The 20,246-nt window shown below is 74.6% G+C and carries 17 protein-coding genes; 9 read left to right on the forward strand and 8 right to left on the reverse strand.

The genetic code is table 11. From position 1 onward, the window contains the following. Positions 1-105 precede the first annotated feature (105 nt). The 3 genes from thiE (at position 106) to AB0398_RS18905 (ending at position 2,737) form a co-directional block, all read left to right on the forward strand. Positions 106-759 (forward strand): thiamine phosphate synthase, encoded by a 654-nt coding sequence (gene thiE / locus AB0398_RS18895; RefSeq protein ID WP_366376450.1) that lies wholly within the window; start codon positions 106-108, stop codon positions 757-759. 148 nt (positions 760-907) lie between these two features. Beyond that, the gene (gene metF / locus AB0398_RS18900; RefSeq protein WP_366376452.1) at positions 908-1,825 is read left to right on the forward strand and encodes a methylenetetrahydrofolate reductase [NAD(P)H]; all 918 of its coding nucleotides are present in this window, start codon (positions 908-910) and stop codon (positions 1,823-1,825) included. A 54-nt stretch (positions 1,826-1,879) separates the two neighbouring features. Further along, a complete protein-coding gene (locus AB0398_RS18905) occupies positions 1,880-2,737 on the forward strand; it encodes a hypothetical protein (RefSeq protein WP_366376454.1) in 858 nt (285 codons plus the stop codon). A 40-nt stretch (positions 2,738-2,777) separates the two neighbouring features. Here the strand turns inward: AB0398_RS18905 and AB0398_RS18910 are convergent, their stop codons facing one another. The 5 genes from AB0398_RS18910 to AB0398_RS18930 form a co-directional block, all read right to left on the reverse strand. Continuing rightward, entirely contained in the window at positions 2,778-4,211 is a 1,434-nt protein-coding gene (locus AB0398_RS18910; RefSeq protein WP_366376456.1) for an NAD(P)/FAD-dependent oxidoreductase, read from the reverse strand. A gap of 46 nt (positions 4,212-4,257) precedes the next feature. After that, positions 4,258-4,905 carry a DUF4126 domain-containing protein gene (locus AB0398_RS18915; protein ID WP_366376458.1) on the reverse strand — a complete coding sequence of 216 codons (648 nt, stop codon included), beginning with the start codon at positions 4,903-4,905 and terminating at the stop codon, positions 4,258-4,260. 307 nt (positions 4,906-5,212) lie between these two features. Beyond that, positions 5,213-5,821, reverse strand: coding sequence for a TetR/AcrR family transcriptional regulator (locus tag AB0398_RS18920; RefSeq protein ID WP_366376460.1), 609 nt, complete (start codon positions 5,819-5,821; stop codon positions 5,213-5,215). Positions 5,822-5,864: 43 nt separating this feature from the next. Continuing rightward, positions 5,865-7,952, reverse strand: a complete 2,088-nt coding sequence (locus AB0398_RS18925) for a YhgE/Pip domain-containing protein (protein ID WP_366376461.1) — start codon at positions 7,950-7,952, stop codon at positions 5,865-5,867. Then, complete coding sequence (locus tag AB0398_RS18930) at positions 7,924-8,919, reverse strand: ATP-binding cassette domain-containing protein (RefSeq protein ID WP_366376463.1); 996 nt, start codon at positions 8,917-8,919, stop codon at positions 7,924-7,926. Before AB0398_RS18930 ends, AB0398_RS18925 begins: the two co-directional genes overlap by 29 nt. 163 nt (positions 8,920-9,082) lie before the next feature. Here AB0398_RS18930 and AB0398_RS18935 point away from each other — a divergent pair, with 163 nt between their 5' ends. From AB0398_RS18935 to AB0398_RS18945, 3 genes are all read left to right on the forward strand, one after another. After that, positions 9,083-9,601: an SAV_6107 family HEPN domain-containing protein gene (locus tag AB0398_RS18935; RefSeq protein ID WP_366376465.1), complete on the forward strand. Its 519-nt coding sequence runs from the start codon at positions 9,083-9,085 to the stop codon at positions 9,599-9,601. Between the two features lie 66 nt (positions 9,602-9,667). Then, the gene (locus AB0398_RS18940; protein ID WP_366376467.1) at positions 9,668-10,456 is read left to right on the forward strand and encodes a methyltransferase; all 789 of its coding nucleotides are present in this window, start codon (positions 9,668-9,670) and stop codon (positions 10,454-10,456) included. 272 nt (positions 10,457-10,728) lie between these two features. Then, a complete protein-coding gene (locus tag AB0398_RS18945; protein WP_366376469.1) occupies positions 10,729-11,130 on the forward strand; it encodes a DUF3040 domain-containing protein in 402 nt (133 codons plus the stop codon). 226 nt (positions 11,131-11,356) lie between these two features. On the opposite strand, the gene AB0398_RS18950 is transcribed toward AB0398_RS18945, so the two are convergent. Genes AB0398_RS18950 through AB0398_RS18960 form a run of 3 tightly spaced genes read right to left on the reverse strand, consistent with a single transcriptional unit; the run spans position 11,357 to position 16,208 of the window. Beyond that, positions 11,357-13,846 (reverse strand): DUF3488 and transglutaminase-like domain-containing protein, encoded by a 2,490-nt coding sequence (locus tag AB0398_RS18950; RefSeq protein ID WP_366376470.1) that lies wholly within the window; start codon positions 13,844-13,846, stop codon positions 11,357-11,359. Next, positions 13,843-15,189: a DUF58 domain-containing protein gene (locus tag AB0398_RS18955; RefSeq protein ID WP_366376472.1), complete on the reverse strand. Its 1,347-nt coding sequence runs from the start codon at positions 15,187-15,189 to the stop codon at positions 13,843-13,845. The genes AB0398_RS18950 and AB0398_RS18955 overlap by 4 nt, the downstream gene beginning before the upstream one ends. Further along, the gene (locus AB0398_RS18960; protein ID WP_366376474.1) at positions 15,189-16,208 is read right to left on the reverse strand and encodes a MoxR family ATPase; all 1,020 of its coding nucleotides are present in this window, start codon (positions 16,206-16,208) and stop codon (positions 15,189-15,191) included. The genes AB0398_RS18955 and AB0398_RS18960 overlap by 1 nt, the downstream gene beginning before the upstream one ends. 541 nt (positions 16,209-16,749) lie before the next feature. On the opposite strand from AB0398_RS18960, the gene rsmH reads away from it, so the two are divergent. The 3 genes from rsmH to AB0398_RS18975 are packed head-to-tail and all read left to right on the forward strand — an operon-like array spanning position 16,750 to position 20,214. After that, positions 16,750-17,706, forward strand: a complete 957-nt coding sequence (gene rsmH, locus AB0398_RS18965) for a 16S rRNA (cytosine(1402)-N(4))-methyltransferase RsmH (protein WP_366376476.1) — start codon at positions 16,750-16,752, stop codon at positions 17,704-17,706. Beyond that, positions 17,703-18,212, forward strand: a complete 510-nt coding sequence (locus AB0398_RS18970) for a cell division protein FtsL (RefSeq protein ID WP_366376478.1) — start codon at positions 17,703-17,705, stop codon at positions 18,210-18,212. The genes rsmH and AB0398_RS18970 overlap by 4 nt, the downstream gene beginning before the upstream one ends. Positions 18,213-18,219: 7 nt before the next feature. Continuing rightward, on the forward strand, positions 18,220-20,214 hold the full coding sequence (locus tag AB0398_RS18975; RefSeq protein ID WP_366376480.1) for a penicillin-binding protein 2: 1,995 nt from the start codon (positions 18,220-18,222) through the stop codon (positions 20,212-20,214). Positions 20,215-20,246: the final 32 nt, after the last annotated feature.

Genomic DNA, 20,246 nt, shown 5'->3' on the forward strand with positions numbered 1-20,246 from the left:
ACCGAAACGAGGGCGAAGCCCCGGTCCGTGTCCCGTGAGGGACGCCGACCGGGGCCGGGGACCGGCCGCCGCGACACCGGCGACACCGACGGGGGGAACCCACCCATGCCCACGCCTCGCGAGCGCCTCGCCGACGCCCGGCTCTACCTCTGCACCGACGCCCGGAAGCGCCAGGGCGACCTGCCCGCCTTCCTCGACGCCGTGCTCTCCTCCGGCGTGGACGTCGTGCAGCTCCGCGACAAGGGCATGGAGGCCGCCGAGGAGCTGGAGCACCTCGCCGTCTTCGCCGAGGCCGCCCGCCGCCACGGCAGGCTCCTCGCCGTGAACGACCGGGCCGACGTCGCCCACGCCGTCGGCTCCGACGTCCTCCACCTCGGGCAGGGCGACCTGCCCGTTCCCGCCGCCCGTGCGATCCTCGGCGACGACGTGCTGATCGGCCGCTCCTGCCACGCCGAGGCCGAGGTGGCCGCGGCCGCCGCCGAGCCGGGCGTGGACTACTTCTGCACCGGGCCCTGCTGGCCCACCCCCACCAAGCCCGGACGGTACGCGCCGGGGCTCGGCCTCGTGCGGTACGCGGCCGGCCTGGCCCAGGACCGCCCCTGGTTCGCCATCGGCGGCATCGACGAGACCAACCTCGACGAGGTCCTGGACGCGGGCGCGCGCCGGATCGTCGTCGTCCGGGCGATCACCGAGGCCGACGACCCGGCCGCCGCGACCGCCGCCCTCGCCAAGCGGGTCCGGGAGCGCGCGGGGGAGTGAGACGCGCCGGGGAGTGGGACGCGCCGGGGGCGTGAGAACCGGGGCGCGCCCGGTCCGGCCGGACCGATCCGGCCGGAATGTGTCCGAAAAAGTGTCCACCGATCGGACAACCCGCCCACAGCCCGCGCACCCCGTCTAACCTGCCGGTATGGCCCTTGGTACCGCTTCCGTCCGCTCGGACCGCGCCCGCACGGTCCGCGACATCCTCGCCTCCGGCGGCACGTCGTACTCCTTCGAGTTCTACGCGCCCCGGACCGAGAAGGGCGAGCAGTCCCTCTGGAAGGCCATGCGCCGGGTCGAGGCGGTCGGGCCCAGCTTCGTCTCCGTGACCTACGGCGCCGGCGGCACCACCCGGGGCGGCACCGTCAAGGCCACCCAGAAGATCGCCTCCGACAGCACGCTCACCCCCGTCGCGCACCTGACGGCCGTCGGCCAGTCCGTCGCCGAACTGCGCAACATCCTCGGCCAGTACGCCGACGCCGGCATCCGCAACATGCTCGCCCTCCGGGGCGACCCGCCGGGCGACCCGCTGGGCGACTGGATCGAGCACCCGGAGGGGGTCCGGTACGCCGCCGACCTGGTCCGGCTGATCAAGGAGTCCGGCGACTTCTGCGTCGGCGTCGCCGCCTTCCCCGAGATGCACCCCCGCTCCACCGACTGGGACACGGACATCCGGCACTTCGTGGACAAGTGCCGCGCCGGGGCCGACTACGCCATCACCCAGATGTTCTTCGACCCGGAGAACTACCTGCGGCTCCGTGACAGCGCGGTCAAGGCGGGCTGCGAGACCCCGATCATCCCCGAGGTCATGCCCGTCGTGAACGTGAAGACCCTCGACCGGCTGCCCCAGTTGAGCAACGCCGCCTTCCCGGCGCGCGTGAAAGACCGCATCCTCGCCGTCAAGGACGATCCCGCCGCTGTACGCTCCATCGGTATCGAGTTCGCGACGGAGTTCTGCGCGCGTCTGCTGTCCGAGGGCGTCCCCGGGCTGCACTTCATCACGCTCAACAGCTCCACCGCGACACTGGAGATCTACGAGAATCTCGGACTGCACCAGCAGTCGTGACCGGTCGTACCCGCCCCTCTCCGCGGCGGTGACCGCGGAGAGGGGCGGCGGGGCATGGGGTGGACGGTCCTCTACATCGCGTTCGGCGTGGTCGCGCTGTGGCTGCTCGGGGAGGTGCTCCTCCAGTACAAGGCGCGGCTGCGCTGGCGCGTGCTCGCCTTCTGCGGCTTCCTCTTCGTGGTCCTGGGCGTCCTGCTGCCCTCGGTCCCGGTGATCGTCGCCGGTGCGCTCGCCTTCGCCGTCGGCCAGACCTATGTGACGCTCTCCTTCCGCCGCGGTTTCTCCACCGGCTGGGCGATCGGCGGCAGCCCGGGCGCGAGCCGCCGCCGCAAGGCCGGCGCGCCGGACCGGGCCGGCCCCACCCTGGAGGTCACCGACCTCTCGTACGACGAGCCGGGCGCCGGTCACCACGCCCCCGAGCGGCACCCGGAGGCGGCCGACGACGTCACGGCGGTCTACGAGCCGCTGCCGATGCCCGACGACACCGGCCGGTACGGGGTCTACGACACCGGCCGCGACACCGCCCCCGCCGCCGACGCCGGATACGACCCGGCGGCCTACGCCCCCTACGCGGCGGGATACGAGCAGGGATACGGCCAGGGGTACGAGCAGCAGGGGCACGACCACCAGGGGTACGAGCAGCCCGTCCACCAGCAGGGGTACGACTACGGGGCCGCCGGGCAGCAGCAGTACGCCGCCTACTCCGACCCGTACATCGGCCCGGGCACGGACGCCCAGCAGTACGGCTCGTACTACGGCGACCCCTACGCCCCCTCGTACACCTACGACACCCCGCCCGGCGGGGTCTGGGTCCCGCAGCAGCGCGACAACGAGCCGGACCCGCACCAGCAGGCCCCGGGGCCGTACGGCCACGAGCCGCACCAGGACGACCGGCAGCAGTACCGCTACTGAGCCCCGCGCGGCGCGAGGTTCCGCCGCGGGCCGCGGCGGGTCACTGCGAGCCGCGGAAGTCCGCGCCCTCCACGATCAGCCCCGCCACCAGCGCGCCCGACATGCCCGCGTGGGCGAGCCCGCCGCCCGGGTGCGACCAGCCGCCCGCGAAGTACAGGCCCGGCAGCGGCGAGCGGTTGCCGGCCGGGAGCAGCCGCCCGCCCGCCCCGGCGAGCGCGGGCCCGGGCACCTCGGCGGCCCCGGTGTCGCGCCGCACGTCCTCCGGGGTGCGGACGTGCCGCCACAGCAGCCGTTCCCGAAGGCCCGGCACCGCCCGCCCGGCGGCCTCGACCATCCGGTCGGCGAACGCCTCCCACTCCTGCCCCGGAGTCGTGCGGACGGTCGCCGTGACCGTCACCGACTCGTGGTCCGCGTCCGGCCGCAGCGCCGGGTCGTCCGGCCGCAGCACGGTCACCGTCGGACGGCCGCCCTCCGCGTGCACCACCGTGCGGTGGACCGCGTCCGCCTCCCGCGCGCCGCGCAGGGCCAGACAGGCCGTCACCCGGCCGGTGCCGAGCACCTGGTGGCGGGGCCGGTCCTCGCCGCGCTCCCACTCCACGACCTGGTCGCGGTAGAGCGCCGGCACCGGCGCCCCGGAGACCACGTGGTCGGCCGCGACCTCCTCGCCCCCGTCCAGCCGGACGCCGACCGCCCGGCCGTCCTTCTCCAGGACGTCCACCACCGGCGCGCCGAAGACGAACTCCACCCGCCGCTCACGGCACCGCTCGTACACCGCGTCGGCGAGCGCCCGCAGGCCCCCGGCCACGTACCAGCTGCCGAAGGTCTGCTCCATGTACGGCAGGACGGCGGCCGAGGCCGGGGCGTCGGCCGGGTCGAAGCCGTAGGACCACGCGTACGCGTCGAGCAGGGCGGCGAGCCGGGGATCGCGCAGCTCCCGCGCCCCGACCCGGGCGAGCGTCCTCGTGGGGCGGCGCAGCAGGCCCGCCTTGGGGGCCGGGTAGGGCTCGCGGGCGAGCGGCGCCGGGTCGACGGGCTGCGGCTCCTCCAGGAGCGGGCGGCGGGTGCGGTCCCAGGCCTCGCGGGCCCGCGTCAGGAAGTCGCCCCAGCGCTCGCCCGCGCCCGCGCCGAGCGCCGCGTCCAGGGCGGCGACCGTGCCGGCCCGGGAGGCGTTCGGCAGGTCCACACGCGTGCCGTCGGCGAAGACGTGACGGCCCGCCGGGTCGACCTGCGTCAGCGCGACGCACTCCTCCAGGGGCTCCCTGCCCGTCTTCACGAACAGGTCCCGGTAGACGGCGGGCAGGTGCAGCAGCCCCGGGCCCGTGTCGAAGGCGAAGCCGTCGCGTGCGAACCGGCCCACCGCGCCGCCGTACGTCGCGCCCTGCTCGTACACCGTCACCCGGTGGCCCGCCACGGCCAGCCGGGCCGCCGCCGCCATGGCGCCGAGTCCCGCGCCGATCACCACAATCCGTGCCATGTCGGCGAGCCTATCCGGCCCCTCCGACGGCCCCGGAGGGGAGAGGTCAGAAGCGCCGCGGCCCGTCGTCGGGCGGGCCCGGGGCCCGGGGGCGGGTCCCGGCGGCGGCGAGCCGCCTCTCCTCCCGGCGCCGGGACCTGCGGCGCAGGAAGCGCCGGATCCGCCGGGCGAGGAAGACCACCATGACCAGGCCGAGCAGGAGCAGGACGCCCGCGACGACCGCCGCCGCCACCGGGTGGAAGATCGCGAAGGTGACTACCGCCGCCACCCCGAGGTCCTCCGCCAGGCTCACCCCGACGTTCGTGAACGGCTCCGGCGAGGTGTTGACCGCCATCCTCGTCCCCGCCTTGACGACGTGGCTGAGGAGGGCCGTCGAACCGCCGACCGCGGCCGCCGCCAGCTCCGGCAGCGAGCCGTCCTGCCCGGCGAGCAGGGCGCCGACGACGGCCCCCGCGACCGGCCGGACCACGGTGTGGACGGAGTCCCACATCGAGTCGACGTACGGGACCTTGTCCGCCACCGCCTCGCACAGGAACAGCACGCCCGCGACGACGAGGACGTCGGTGCGCTGGAGGGACGCGGGCACCTCGTCGGTCAGCCCGGTCGCGCCGAAGAGGCCGAGCAGCAGGACCACCGCGTACGCGTTGATCCCGCTCGCCCAGCCGCTGGTGAACACCAGGGGGAGTACGGACACGCCCGCGATCGTAACCAGGACTGAGTATCCGTACCCAGGGGCCGAGATGAGTAGGCGCGCGGATGGGGCCGGCGGGGTCCGGAGGAGAGAGTGGAGTCCACGGAAGGGGCGCGGCTCCGGTACCGCCGTCACGGGGCGGCGGAACGGGGCCGCGCGCCTGCCGGTACGGGAGGCACGGGGGCACGGGGGTGCGGCCTTCCGGTACGGGGGTGCGGCGGGAAGCCGGTGCGGCGAGGCTCGGGGGGATCGAGCCTCACCGCACCGGCTTCTTCGTGCGTACGCGTGCGCGTGAAGGGGCGGACAGGGCCTACCGGCCGCCCACCCGGCCGTGCAGGAGCCGGGAGAGGGCCGCGTGGACGTCGTCGAGGGAGCGCTCGCTCTGGAAGGCCTGCCAGTCGAGCGCCGCCACGAGCACCATGCCGACGAGCGCCGCCGCCGTGAGCTGGACGTCGATCTCCTCGTTCAGCTCCCCGCCCTCGACCCCCTCGCGCAGCACCCCCTCCACCACCGCGACCGCCTCCTGGCGGACCACCAGGAGCGTGGAGTTCCAGGCCCGGTTGGTGCGCCAGAGCTCGGCCACGTACAGCTGGGTGAAGGCCGGGTAGCGGTCGATGAAGACGAGGCCCGCCCGGATCATCGCGTCCAGCGCGTCGACCCGGCTCCCGCCGCGCCCGGCGGTCTCCTCGGCCGCCGTGCGCAGGGAGGCGGCGAGCAGCGACACCCCGTGCCGCAGCAGCTCCTCGAAGAGCTCGGTCTTGCTCTTGAAGTTGTAGTAGACCGTGCCCTTGGCCACGCCGGCCCGCTCGGCGATCTCGTCCACCGTCGTCGCGGAGAAGCCCTGCTCCGCGATGAGCGTGACGGCCGCCTCGTAGAGCTTCGCGCGCGTGGCCTGGCGTCTGGTGCTGCTGCTGTCCATGGGGTCGATTCTCACAGGTGTCACGGGTGGTACCGGCCCCGTCTCACAGGGTCAGTTCGGGGTGGAGCCGGTCCAGCGTCCAGACCTGCCGCCTGCGGGCCGAGACGGCGGTCAGGGCCAGGGCGCCCAGGGTGAACGCCGTCAGGACCGCGCAGGACTGCCAGACGGGTTCGAGCCCGCCGCCCGTGATCAGCCGGCGCAGCGACTCGACCACGTACGTCATGGGCAGGAAGGGGTGGATCGCGTTGAAGAAGGGGGGGCTGGTCTGCACGGGGTAGGTGCCGCCCGCCGAGGTGAGCTGGAGCATCAGGGCCGCGAGCACCAGGATCCGGCCCGCCGCGCCGAAGCGGGCGTTGAACCACTGGATGATCGCCGTGAAGCAGCAGGTGACCAGGGCGAGGAAGCCGACCGTGCCGGCGGCCCGCGCCATCTGGAGGCCGAGGCCCCAGTGCAGCACCGACATCAGGGCCGCGACCTGGAGGAGGCCGATCGCCGCCACCGGGAGCCAGCCCGCGAGCGCGATCCGCCAGGCGGAGCCGCCCGCGGCGAGCGCGCGCCGGTTCATCGGCTGGATGACCATGTACGCGACCATCGCGCCGACCCAGAGGGAGAGCGGGATGAAGTACGGGGCGAAGCCCGTGCCGTAGTTCGGCGCCTTGTGCATCGACTGGGAGGCCAGCCGCACCGGGTCGGCCATGACCTCCGTGCGCTTGTCGCGGGCCTGCTGGTCGTAGTCCGGGATCTGTCCGACCCCGTCGCGCAGCCCGCCGGCCAGCTCGCCGGAGCCGTCGGCCAGCTTGAACAGGCCGCCGTCCAGGTCGCCCGCGCCCTTCTTGAGCTTGCCGACGCCGGTGTCGAGGTCGACCGAGCCGGTCTTCGCCCCGCTGATGCCGGTGTGCAGCTTCTCCGCGCCCGCCGCGACCTTCTTGGCGCCCGCGTTCAGCTCGTTGATCTTCCGGATGGCGTTCTCGACCTCCTCGTCGAGGTGCGGGGCGCGGGCCGCCAGCTCGTCGGCCTGCTTCTTGAGCGTGACCAGGCGCGCGTTCAGCGTCTTCAGGTCGCCGTTGCTGTCCTCGGTCAGCTCGTGCACGTCGTCCGCGATGACGGCGACGTCGCCGGCGGTGACCGCGGCCCGCTGGAGGACCTTGCACGCGCGGGCGTCGGGCGCCGGGGCCTCCACGCACTCCTCGCGGTGCAGGGCGGTCAACTCGGCGTCGGCCTTGTGCGCGGCGGTGCGGACCTGGGGGCCCCGCTTCACCAGGATGTCGAGGTTGTGCTGGACGGCGGTGGCCGAGTCGGAGACGAGCCGGGCGGTGTCCCGGATCGACTTGCCGTTGTTCGCCAGGTAGGGGCGGACCTTGTCGGCGGTGCCGTTCACCCTGTCGGCGAGCGTCTGCGTGCCGTCCGCGACCTTGCGGGAGCCGGTCTCCAGCTCCTTGGCGCCCTTGTCGAGCTTCTTCAGGCCCTCGGCCAGGTCGCCGCTGCCCGCCTTGGCGTCCCCGAGGCCGTCCGCCAGGCTCTTGGAGCCCTTCTTGGCCTTGTCGACGCCCTGCTTGAGGTCGGCCGCGCCCTTGGCGGCCTTCTCGGTGGCGTCGTGGATGTCGGAGAAGGAGATGAAGATCTTGTCGAGGAAGCCGCGCGAGGACTTGGTGGAGGCCGCGGTGCGCACCTCGGCGAAGACCGTCCGGGAGATCTGCCCGACGATGTAGTTGTTCGCGTCGTTCGTCCGCACGCGCAGCGCGCCGGTCTCGGGGGAGTCGCCGGAGCTGGAGGCGATGCGCGTGCTGAAGTCGCCGGGCATGGTCAGGGACAGGTAGTACGTCCCGTCCTCGACGCCCTTGCGCGCCTCCTCGTCGCTCACCCGGTGCCACGCGAAGGTCTCGCTCTCCAGGAGCCCCTTCGTGATGTCGTCGCCCGCGTTGATCTCCTTGCCGTCGGCGGTGGCGCCCCGGTCCTCGTTGACGAGGGCGACGGGGATCCTGTCGAGCCTGCCGTACGGGTCCCAGAACGAGTACAGGTACAGGGCGCCGTACAGCAGCGGCAGCAGCAGGACCGCGACGAGTGCGGCGCGCGGCAGCTTGCCCCTGCCGAAGCGCCTCAGCTCAAGAGCGGCCAGTTTCGGCGAGCGCATCGTCCGCCCCCTCCTCGGTCGTGGACGCGGCGGCGCCCGTGTCGGTGCCGGCGGCGTCCGCTCCGGTGGTCTTCGGGCGGGCCTTCTTCGTGTCGACGGTCTTCGCGTCGGTGGTCTTCGTGCCGGTGGCGTCGGCCTTCTCCCCTGCAGCCCCCTCCCCGGCGGGTTCCTCCGGCGTCCCGGGGGCCTCCGGGGCCTCCGGCGGCTCCGCGGACTCCTCTCCGGACGCCTCCACGGGCTCCTCCACGGGCTCCTCCGGAGCGATCGTGGTGATCCGCAGCGCGTCCTCCGGGGCCTCGCTGCAGACGGCGAGGACGGTCGTCCCGGCGGCGGCCAGGGAGCGCAGGAGCGCCCAGACCCCGGCCCGGTCCGCGTCCGAGAGCTTCATGTCCGTGTCGTCCACGGCGAGCAGCCGGGGGCGCCCGATCAGGGCGAGGGCGATCGAGAGCCGCAGCGCCTCGGGCCGCTCCAGGTCCCGCACGGAGGTCCGCTCGCCCTTCGGCAGGGCGTCGAGGTCGAGCCCCGCGGCCGCCACGGCCTCCGCGATCCGGGCCCGCGCCTCCGCCGCCCGCGTGCCGGGGCGCCGCAGCAGCGCCCGTACGGAGCCGTCGAAGCGGCGCTGGAGCAGCGCCCGCTCGCGCAGGTGCTCGGCGACCGTGAAGGCGGGGTCGAGCTCGTTGACGCCCGGGACCTGGCCCAGCGCGCTGATCCGGCGCACCGCCGCCATCTTCCGGGGCAGCGGGAGGCCGCCGACCTCGGCGTGCCCCTCCTTGGCCCTCATCCGGCCGGTGAGCGCGAGGAGCAGACAGGTGCGCCCCGAGCCCGACGGCCCCTCGATCGCCACCAGCGCGCCCGGCTCCGCCCGGAAGGAGACCTTCCGGAAGGCCCAGCCCCGCGGCCCCTTCAGCCCGAAGCCGTCCGCGACGACGGCGGCGCCGTGCGGCCGTTCACCGGCTTCCGCGTCCACGGACCCACCCCCATTCCCCATTTTTGAACTGACTAGTCAGTTCAAAAACTACCCCCGTATCGGAGCCTTCGCAAAACCGCAGGTCAGCGTGATTGTCAGTGGGAGTGGGCACGATGGACACATACGGCCACAGCGCCGTCACGCGACGACAGGAGGCTTCGTCATGGCACGTCCATCCGCAGCAGCCGCACCCAGGCGCCACCCCGTCCCCGCGCACTCCGGACCCGCGTCCGACATCCACCCCGTCTCCCGCCGCACCGCCGCCCCTCCCGCCGCCCTCGACCTCCTCGCCAAGTCCCGCGCCGGACTCGCCGAGGCCGCCGCCCTCGACCGCCCCCACGAGCGGTACGCCACCGCGCACCTCGCCGCCCTGCGCGCCGCCGCGGCCGTGCTCGCCGCCCGGGGCACCCCCGACCCCGTACCCCGCCGCAAGGAGCGCATACGGACCGCCTGGGAGCTCCTCGCCGAGCTGGCGCCCGAGCTCGCCGAGTGGAGCGCCCACTTCGCCGCCGGAGCGCCCCGCAGGGCCCGCGCGGAGGCGGGCATCACCAGTGCCGCCACCCCGAGGGAGGCCGACGACCTCCTCAGGGACGCCGAGTACTTCTCGCGCCTGGTCGAGCGGCTGCTCGCCCTCCGGCCGGTGTCGCCCCGCGCCCCCGGGGACGACGACGCGGGAGGGTGATCCGAAAGGCGGGAGCGAGGCCATAGGGTGGGGAGGTCCGTACCCGTCACCGAGGAGTCAACAGCCGTGCCGGACCCTTCCCCCGCCTTCGGTCGAGAGGCGACCTCACGCCCGTCGCGCGCCTCCCTGCGCACCGCCGTCGTCTGGGACGTCCTCAAGGACGCCCTCGACCGCCGGGTCGAGGCCACCGGGAAGCACGCCCTCGACGTCCTCGACACGGGCGGCGGCTCCGGGAACTTCGCGGTCCCGGCGGCCCGCCTCGGCCACCGGGTCACCGTCGTCGACCCCAGCCCCAACGCGCTCTTCGCGCTGGAGCGCCGGGCCGCCGAGGCCGGCGTCGCCGACCTCGTCACCGGCGTCCAGGGCGACGTCCGGGGCCTCTTCGACGTGGTCGGGCGCGAGGGGTACGACGCCGTCCTCTGCCACGGCGTCCTGGAGTACGTCGACGACCCCGCCGAGGGCGTGCGCAACGCGGTCGCCGCGCTCCGGCCCGGCGGCAGCCTCAGCCTGCTCGCCGCCGGGGTCGGCGGCGCCGTCCTGGCCCGTGCCCTCGCCGGGCACTTCACCGAGGCCCGGCACGCGCTCACCGATCCGGCGGGCCGCTGGGGCGCGGGCGATCCCGTGCCCCGGCGCTTCACCGCCGAGCAGCTCGCCGAGCTGGCCGACGGGGCCGGTCTGGAGGTCGGCGCCGTGCACGGCGTCCGGGTCTTCGCCGACCTCGTCCCCGGCGTCCTCGTCGACACCGAGCCGGGCGCGGCCGAGGCCCTCCTCCGCCTCGAGGCGGCCGCCGCGGAGCTGCCCTCGTTCCACGCCGTCGCCACCCAGCTGCACGTCCTCGGGGAGAAGCGGGCCTGATCCGGGAGGCCACCCGTTCGGCGGTTCGGGCCGCGGCGCTCCATGGAGTACGCCACAGCACGCCCGGTCCGGGCCCCGGCCCCGTATGATCGGGGGACACCATCCGGCATGACGGACGGGGCCCCGGGGAATCAACGCCTCAGCAACCGATCCGCATGGCGGCCCGGATTGGCTATTCGGCATTGTGGGCGGGTTTCACGGGGGCGATTCCCTGCCTATCCTGAAAGGGCCGCAAACCGGTCGCCCCCGCGGCCGACGACTAGGAGGACTCCGTGCCGCTCTCGGAGCACGAGCAGCGAATGCTCGAGCAGATGGAGCGAGCGCTGTACGCCGAAGATCCCAAGTTCGCGACAGCGCTCGAGGGAAGCGGACTGCGTACGTACACCCGGCGACGGGTTTACCAGGCAGTCGCCGGCTTCCTGGTGGGTATCGCGCTCCTCATGGCCGGAATGGTCGCACAGCAGATCTGGATCAGCGTGGTGGGATTCCTCGTCATGCTGGGCTGCGCGGTCCTGGCGGTCACCGGATGGCGCAAGGCGCCGAAGCCGGGTGAGCAGCAGGCTTCGGGTGGAACGGCGGCCGGCGGCCGTCAGACCCGGCAGCGACGCCCCATGATGAACCGGATCGAAGAGCGGTGGCAGCGCCGCCGCGACGAGCAGGGCGGCGGCCACTGACGGCCCCCTGAGCGGAAGCCCCGCCCCCTTCAGCGACCGAGCCCCGCAGAGCCGCGCACCCGAGCGCAGCGGCCCTGCGGGGCTCGTCGCTGCGCGGGGCCGTGGGTCACGGGACGGCGGTGGGAGGACACGGCGGCCGGGTCCGGCAGCAGGACCACGGCGGAGCGCCGTCGCAAGAGGGGCGGGATCCTTCCGGATCCCGCCCCTCCGCCGTATCCCGGCTCTCTCAGCCCGCCCCGTGCGGCGCCCGCCGGAAGCGGGTCGCCAGGGCGTGGCGGCGGTCCGACCAGCGGGCCGTCGCCGTCGCCCAGCGGGCCGAGGCCGCCCAGCGGACGCGGACCGCCGAGCGGGGGGCGAGCAGGGCGCGGAGGCGGGTGCGACGGTCCGCGCCCGCGTGGAAGCCCGCCCGGACCCGCCCGGCCTCCTCGGCCAGGTTCGCGACCGGCTGCGACCGGGGCGCGTACAGCACCTCCTCCACCGCCCGCGCCACCCGGTGCACCGCTTCGGCGGACTCGCCCCGCAGCTCGCCCAGGCGCACGATCCGCGCCGCCGTCCCCCGGGGCGTCTGCGACTCGTCCGGCTCGACCCCGTAGTCCCAGGCCGTGTCGTTGATCTCCCGCCAGACCGCGAGCGTCCGCGCCGCCGTCCCCCCGGCGCCCCGCGCCGAGGCCCGTCCGGGCCGTCCGTCCGCGGGCACCGGCCCGGACGGCCCGGACGTCTCCTCCGGCTCCCGCGTCCCGGCCGGCCCGAGCCGCCGGGCGCGGGCCCGGTTCCGCCAGAACAGCGGAAGCAGCGGCAGGACCAGGACCACGGCCACACCCAGGACGACCAGGGTCGTCGCCAGCGGATCGGCGCCGGAGTCGTCCGGGGCCGCCCCGGCCGCCGCCGTCTCCTGGCCGCAGTCGCCGAGCCTGCGCATCTGCGGCGTGCAGCTCTCCGAGGCGCTCGGCGCGGCGGACGGCTGCGCCGAGGCGCTCTGCTGCGGCTGCGCGGGCCCGGTGGCCGAGCCCGAAGGGACGGTCTCCCGGGCGTAGGAGGGGGTGGAGCCCCGCTGCGGGGTCGGTTCGAACCGCGTCCAGCCCGCCCCCTCGAAGTACAGCTCGGGCCACGCGTGCGCGTCCCGGATGCCGACCGACACCGATCCGTCGCTCTGCGGCGTGCCCGGCATGAAGCCCACGGCCACCCGGGCCGGGATGCCGAGCGAGCGGGCCATCGCCGCCATCGAGAAGGAGAAGTGGACGCAGAAGCCCTGCTTGTCCTTCAGGAAGCGGGAGATCGCCTGCACCCCGGTGCCGGAGTTCACGTCCACGTCGTAGCGGAAGCCGCCGTCCCGGGCGAACCAGTCCTGGAGCTTCAGGGCCCGCCGGTAGTCGTCGTCCGCGCCCGCGGTGACCTTCCGGGCCGTCTCCCGCACGTCCGCCGGCAGCGACACGGGCACCTTGGTGTACTCGCGGCGCAGTTCCTCCGGGGCGGGCCCGGCGGCGGCCAGCTGCTCCGCCGTCGGCTGCACGTCCAGGCTGGCCACCTGGTAGCGGGCGCCCCGGGTGGTCTGCTTGTCGTCGCCGACCAGCATCCGGCCGGCCGGCTCGTACCGCCAGCGCCCCTCGACGTCGACCCGGGAGGCCGGGTACGGCATCGGCAGCCACTTCTGCTCGTAGTTCTCCGAGGCGACGAAGTTGCCGGTCACCTCGGTGACCCGGACGCCCTGGGCGAGCCCGTCCGGCCACGGCAGCCGCTCCGGCACGTCCACGATCGGGCGGACCGAGGACTTCCAGGAGAGGCCGTCGAACTGGTCGAGCGCGACGAGCCGCAGGTACATGCCGCTGGTGTCGCGGGCGTTGGTCCGGTAGCGCAGGACCTCGCGGTCCTCCTGCTGGCGCAGGTCGTCCTGGAGGGAGACCAGCGGGTTCACGGTGGAGATCGTGCCGCCCGTGCCGGAGCCCCCGGACCCCTCGCCCCCGCCGCCGACTCCGAGGAGTCCGCCGTTCAGACCGGGCAGCGCGAGCGGCACCACCAGCGCGACCCCCATGGCCACGGCCCCGATCCGGCGCCCGGTGCGGACCGGCGCGAAGGTCTGGCCGCCGCTGCCGACGGCGGTGCCGGGCCGGCCGGTGCGCTGGGCGCCGCCGAAGACCCGCCCCCACTGGGAGAGCCGGTCCCTGCCCTCGGCGAGGAGCAGCAGCAGATAGCCGGTGGCCGCCAGGAGGAACCAGAGCCGGCCCGCGCCGCCGCCGGAGAGGCCGGCCGCCACCGAGTACAGGGCGAGCAGCGGCAGACCGGCCGGGGCCGCCTTGCGGAAGGTGACCGCGAGGGCGTCCACCATGAGCCCGATGACGACCACGCCGCAGACCAGCATGAGCCGGATGCCCTCGGTGTCCGGCGCGGGGGCCGCGTACCGGCTCACGTCCTCGGCGCCCGCCCGGAACAGCTCGACGGTGTGCGTGACGGCCTGCGGGCCGGGCAGGAACCAGAGGACCGCCTGCCCGCGGGCGAAGACCGCGGTCAGCGCGAGCAGCGCGACCACCGTCTGGGCGAGGAGGGTCAGCGGCGCGGCGAGCGGCACCCGCCGCGCCAGCGTGCCCGCCCCGCTCACCAGGGCCAGCACGAAGGCCGCCGTGAAGATCCAGGTCGCCGGCTTGACCAGCGGGAGCAGGGCCCCGGCCGCCATCAGGGTGGCGGCCCAGGAGGCCAGCGTCAGCCGTGCGCGCCCGCTCATGCCCATCCTCCGTAGGTGGTGTCGGCGGCGGCCTCCGCGGCGGACGCCCGCTGCCACAGGTCGGCGAGCCGCGCCCCGGGCGGCACGGCGAGCGCCGTCCAGCCCGCCTCGCGCAACTGCCGCACCCGGCCCTCGACCGCCCCGGAGACCGAACTGCCGGTCAGCCAGGCGCCGGAGTCCAGGACGAAGGCGACGGCCGCGCCGCTCCGGCCCCGCATCCGGGCGACGAGCGCGGCCTGCTCCTCGTCGAGGTCGCCGAGGAAGGCGACGAGCAGTCCGTCGCCGCCGGCCCGCAGCACCTCGGAGGCGCGCGAGAGGCCCGCCCCCTCGGAGTGGTCGACGACCGCGAGGGCGTCCATCATCAGACCGGCCGAGTCGGCCGGGTCCTGCACCGGGCCGCCGAAGCCCTCGGCGCCCTCGCCGGGGACGGCGCTGCCGGTGTCGGTGAGCAGCCGGACCGTGTAGCCGCGCTCCAGCATGTGGACGAGCGCGGAGGCGGTGCCGGAGACCGCCCACTCGAAGGCGGAGTCCGGGCCCGCGCCCCGGTAGGCGACCTCGCGGGTGTCGAGGAGGACGGTGCAGCGGGCCCGCTGCGGCTGCTCCTCGCGGCGGACCATCAGCTCGCCGTAGCGGGCGGTGGAGCGCCAGTGCACCCGGCGCAGGTCGTCGCCGTGGCGGTAGGCGCGCGGGATGACGTCGTCGTCGCCGGCGAGGGCGAGGGTGCGCTGGCGCCCCTCGCCGCGCCCGGCGGCCTCGCCGAAGAACCCGACCGGCGGCAGGGCCTCGGTCCTGGGCACGACGGTGAGGGTGTCGTACGCGCTGAAGGAGCGGGTCAGCTCGCACATCCCGAAGGGGTCGCTCAGCCGCAGCTGGAGCGGCCCGAGCGGGAAGCGGCCGCGCAGGTCCGAGCGGACCCGGTAGGACACCTCGCGCCGCCCGCCCGCCTCGACCCGGTCGAGGACGAAGCGGGGCCGGGACCCCAGCATGTACGGCACGTGGTCCTGGAGCATGAGCAGCCCGGTGGGCAGCTTGGACACGTTCTCCATCCGCAGCTGGACCCGGGCCTCGGTGCCCGTCTCCACCCGCTGGGGGACGAGCAGGCGCGAGGTCGCGACCCGGTAGCGGGTCCGGTGCAGCACGAGGACGCAGACCAGCGGCAGGGCGGCGAGCAGCAGCCCGACGCGCAGCAGGTCGGCCTGGCCGAGGACGTACGCGCAGACGGCGGCGGCCACCCCGGCGGCGAGGAAGGACCGGCCGCGGGTGGTGAGGCCGCTCAGGGCGGCCCGCAGGCCGCCCCGGTCGTCGTCGCCCCGCTGCCCGTCCGGCACGGCGGCGCTCGTCATCACAGCCGCCGGGCGCCGGGCTGCTGCTGGCCGTAGAGCGGCCCGGCGGGCGGGGCCGAGGCCGGGACGGGGGTGCGCTGCAGGATGTCCTGGACGACCTGCTCGGCGGTGCGGCGGTTGAGCTGGGCCTGCGCCGTCGGCAGCAGCCGGTGGGCGAGGACGGGCGCGGCGAGGGCCTGGAGGTCGTCGGGCAGCACGTACTCGCGGCCGCTGAGCGCGGCGGAGGCCCGCGCGGCCCGCAGCAGGTGGAGCGTGGCCCGGGGGGAGGCGCCGAGCCGCAGGTCGGGGTGGGTGCGGGTGGCGGCGACCAGGTCGACCGCGTACCGGCGCACGGCGTCGGCGACGTGCACCGCGCGCACCGCCTCGATCAGCTTCAGGACGTCGTGGGCGTGCGCCACCGGCTGGAGGTCGTCCAGCGGGTTGACCGCGCCGTGCACGTCGAGCATCTGGAACTCGGCCTCGGCGCTCGGGTAGCCGATGGAGACCCGGGCCATGAAGCGGTCCCGCTGGGCCTCGGGCAGCGGGTAGGTGCCCTCCATCTCGACCGGGTTCTGGGTGGCGACCACCATGAACGGGCTGGGCAGCTCGTACGTCTGCCCGTCGATGGTGACCTGCCGCTCCTCCATGGACTCCAGGAGCGCGGACTGGGTCTTCGGCGAGGCGCGGTTGATCTCGTCGCCGATCACGATCTGGGCGAAGATCGCGCCCGGCTTGAACTCGAACTCCCGGCGCTGCTGGTCGAAGATCGACACGCCCGTGACGTCCGAGGGCAGCAGGTCGGGGGTGAACTGGATGCGGCGCACCGAGCAGTCGATGGACCGGGCCAGGGTCTTGGCCAGCATGGTCTTGCCGACGCCGGGGACGTCCTCGATCAGGAGGTGTCCCTCGGCGAGCAGCACGGTCAGCGAAAGCCGTACGACCTCGGGCTTGCCCTCGATCACACTCTCCACCGACCTGCGGACGCGCTCCACAGTGGCGGTCAGATCAGTGAGGCTCGCTCGATCGTCATAGGTCGTCACCCGGCCCTCCTCGGCCTTCCGAAACACACGGACACCCGCCCCCGGTGGGATCTTCGTGAGGTGTCCACCCGGGCATTCTTGTTGGCGTGGCCGGGTCGTGTCACTCGGCTGCCGGCAAGTACGGAGGAAATGCCGGAGTTTCGACCGTTAAACCCGGTCGGCGGCGCTGGTCCGCGCTCGTCACCCCGGGAGGGGGCGGGGAGCGTCAACGGGCCTCTCTGTGAGTTGACCCACAGGAGGGAGGGCCGCGCCCCGAACGAGTGAGCCGCCCGGAATGTCCGGCGGAACCGCCGGGGCCGTGCGACGCGCCAGCGGGTTGATTGACCGGCGGGTCCGGTGGACTAAAGTGACGCGAAGTTCACGGAGACAACGAGCGATTTCCGCGGTTTCTCCCCCGTGTGCGCGGCGGTACCCACGGCTCGGCCTCCTCCCGCTCGCCGGTCGGCCGACGCGCCCTTCCGGCGCCGGACGACCGCTTCTCCCCAGCGAGCGGGCGGGGACCCGGCGGTACGTTCCCCCGTGCCCGAATTGAGAGGGCGCATTGAGCAACGACCGACACGTCCCGGTGATGCTCCAGCGGTGCCTGGACATGTTGGCCCCCGCCCTGGAGCGCCCCGGCGCGGTCGTCGTCGACTGCACCCTGGGGCTCGGCGGCCACAGCGAGGCCCTGCTGAAGCGGTTCCCCGAGGTGCGGCTCGTCGCCCTCGACCGCGACAAGGAGGCCCTGCGGCTCTCCGGCGAGCGGCTCGCCCCCTACGGCGAGCGGGCCACCCTCGTCCACGCGGTCTACGACGAGCTGCCCGAGGTCCTCGACCGGCTCGGCGTCCCGAAGGTGGACGGCGTCCTCTTCGACCTGGGCGTCTCCTCCATGCAGCTCGACGAGGCCGACCGCGGCTTCGCCTACGCCCAGGACGCCCCGCTCGACATGCGCATGGACCAGTCGACCGGCATCGGCGCGGCGGAGGTCCTCAACACCTACCCGCCTGGCGAACTGGTCCGGATCCTGCGCGCGTACGGCGAGGAGAAGCAGGCCAAGCGGATCGTCTCCGCGATCGTGCGCGAGCGCGACAAGGAGCCCTTCACCACCAGCGCCCGGCTCGTCGAGCTCATCCGCGACGCCCTGCCCCAGGCCGCCAAGCGCACCGGCGGCAACCCGGCCAAGCGCACCTTCCAGGCCCTGCGCATCGAGGTCAACCACGAGCTCGACAGCGTCGAGAGGGCTATCCCGGCGGCCGTGAGGGCCCTCGCCGTCGGCGGCCGGGTCGCCGTCCTGTCGTACCAGTCCCTGGAGGACCGGATCGTCAAGCAGGTCTTCGCGGCCGGCGCGGCCACCACCGCCCCGCCCGGCCTGCCGGTCGTCCCCGAGAAGTACCAGCCCCGCCTCAAGCTGCTCACCCGCGGCGCCGAGCTGCCCACCGAGGAGGAGGTCGCCGAGAACCGGCGCGCCGCCCCGGCCCGGCTGCGGGGCGTCGAGCGCATCCGGGAAGACGTCCTGTGAGCACGGCGAAGGGGCCCCTCAAAGGGCGGGCCGCGCGGCTCGGACGGCTCATGCCGTCGGGGCCGAGCACGGCCGCCCGCACCCCCTTCGTCCTGCTCGTCGTCGTGCTGCTCGGCGGCGGCCTGATCAGCCTGCTCCTGCTGAACTCGGCGCTCAACCAGGGCTCGTTCCAGCTGAACGAGCTGAAGAACCGGACCACCGAGCTCACCGACGAGGAGCAGGCGCTCCAGCGGGACGTGGACGCCTACGCGGCCCCCGACGCCCTGGAGCGGCGGGCCCGCGAACTCGGCATGGTCCCGGGCGGCAGCCCCGCCTTCCTCGGCCCGGACGGCAAGGTGCTCGGCAGGCCCTCCACCGCCCCCTCCCCGACGCCCACGGCGGACCCGCCCGCCTCCCCGAAGCCGCCGGCGGGCCCGGGCGCGACGGCCGGCGCCCCCGCCGGCTCCGGCCCGGCCCCGACCGCGCGCACCTCGCCCGCGACCGCTCCCACGACCTCCGGCAGGTGACCGAGCAGTGCCCCCCAAGGAGCCCACGCGCCGTCGCGTCCCCGGCCCCGCACGGCCCGCCCGCCCCCGGCCCGCCGCGGCCTCCGGCTCCGGCGGCACCCGGCCGCCCCGCCCCGCGCCGCGCCCCGCCGCCGGGCGGAGCGCGCCCCGGCCCCCGGCCCGCCGGCCCCGCACCATCCGGCTCGGCAACCCCCGGCCCCGGCTGCGCCTGATCTCCCTCGGCCTGACCCTCGTCATGCTGGTCTTCGTCGTGCGGCTGCTCCAGGTCCAGGCCGTCGACGCCGACGCGTACGCGGCCAAGGCCGACAAGTACCGCTTCCAGGAGTACACGCTCTCCGCCGAGCGCGGCGAGATCACCGACCGCAACGGCATCGCGCTCGCCGCCAGCGTCGACGCGTACGACATCACCGCCGACCCCAAGCTCTTCACCCCGGAGGAGAGCAAGGCCGCCGACGCCCCCGAGCAGGCGGCCGCCCTGCTCGCCCCGATCCTCGGCAAGCAGCCCGCCGAGCTCGCCAAGAAGCTCCGCACCCCCAAGTCCCGCTACACCCTCCTCGCCCGCAAGCAGACCCCGCAGGTGTGGAACCAGATCAAGGACCTCAAGAAGCTCTACGCGCAGAAGTCCCAGCCCTCCGCCGGCGGCAACGGCGTCAACCTCCTCGGCGGCGTCCTCAGCGAGCCCAGCACCAAGCGCGTCTACCCGAACGGCGAGCTCGCCGCCGGGATACTGGGCTACGTGAACGCCGAGGGCCGGGGCGCCGGCGGTCTGGAGTCCATGCTCGACCCGCAGCTCGCCGGCAAGGACGGCAAGATCCGCTTCACCCAGTCCGGCGGCCGCCAGGTGCCCACCGCCGGATCCCGGGGCACCCCCGCCGTCCCCGGTGCCGGCATCGAGCTGACCATCGACCGGGACATCCAGTGGGCCGCCCAGCAGGCCATCACCGAGCAGGTGCGGAAGTCCAAGGCCGACCGCGGCTACGTCGTCGTGCAGGACACCCGCACCGGAGAGGTCCTCGCCATGGCCAACGCCCCCGGCTTCGACCCCAACGACCTCTCCGCCGCCAACGCCGCCGCCATGGGCAACGCCGCCCTCCAGGACGCCTACGAGCCCGGCTCCACCAGCAAGGTCATGTCCATGGCCGCCGTCCTGGAGGAGGGCAAGGCCGCCCCCGACACCCACGTCACCGTCCCCAACCGGCTCCACCGCGGCGACCGGCTCTTCAAGGACGACATCGACCACCCGACCTGGTACCTGACCCTCAACGGCGTCCTCGCCAAGTCCAGCAACATCGGCACCATCCTCGCCACCGGCCGGCTCGGCGCCACCCAGGCCGAGTCCAACGAGGTGCTCCACTCCTACCTGCGCAGGTTCGGCATCGGCAGCCCCACCGGCCTCGGCTATCCCGGCGAGACCCCCGGCATCCTGGCCAAGCCCAAGGACTGGTCCACCTCGCAGCAGTACACGATCCCCTTCGGTCAGGGCCTCTCCGTCAACGCCATGCAGGCCGCCTCCGTGTACTCGACCGTCGCCAACGGAGGCGTACGGGTCGCCCCCACCCTCGTGCGCGGCACCAAGGGCCCCGACGGACGCTTCACCCCGGCCCCCCGGCCCGAGGAGTCGCGGGTCGTCAGCGAGAAGACCGCCAGGACCCTCGCCACCATGATGGAGTCCGTCGTCGACGACGAGGAGGGCACCGGCACCCGCGCCGCGATCCCCGGCTACCGCGTCGCCGGCAAGACCGGTACCGCCAACCGCGTCGACCCCGAACTCGGCCGCTACAAGGGCTACACCGCCTCCTTCGCCGGCTTCGCCCCCGCCGACCAGCCGCGGGTCACCGTCTACTGCGCCATCCAGAACCCCACCAAGGGCAGCTACTTCGGCGGCCAGATCTGCGGACCCATCTACAAGAAGGTCATGGAGTTCGCCCTCAAGACCCTCCACATCGCCCCCACGGGCAGCGACCCCGCCCGACTGCCGGTCGTCTTCGACCCCACCCCGTGACACTCCGGGAGCACCAGTGACAACGATCACCC

Origin of the sequence: Streptomyces sp. NPDC086147 (assembly GCF_040702165.1) — a bacterium.
In the GTDB taxonomy this organism is placed as follows: domain Bacteria; phylum Actinomycetota; class Actinomycetes; order Streptomycetales; family Streptomycetaceae; genus Streptomyces.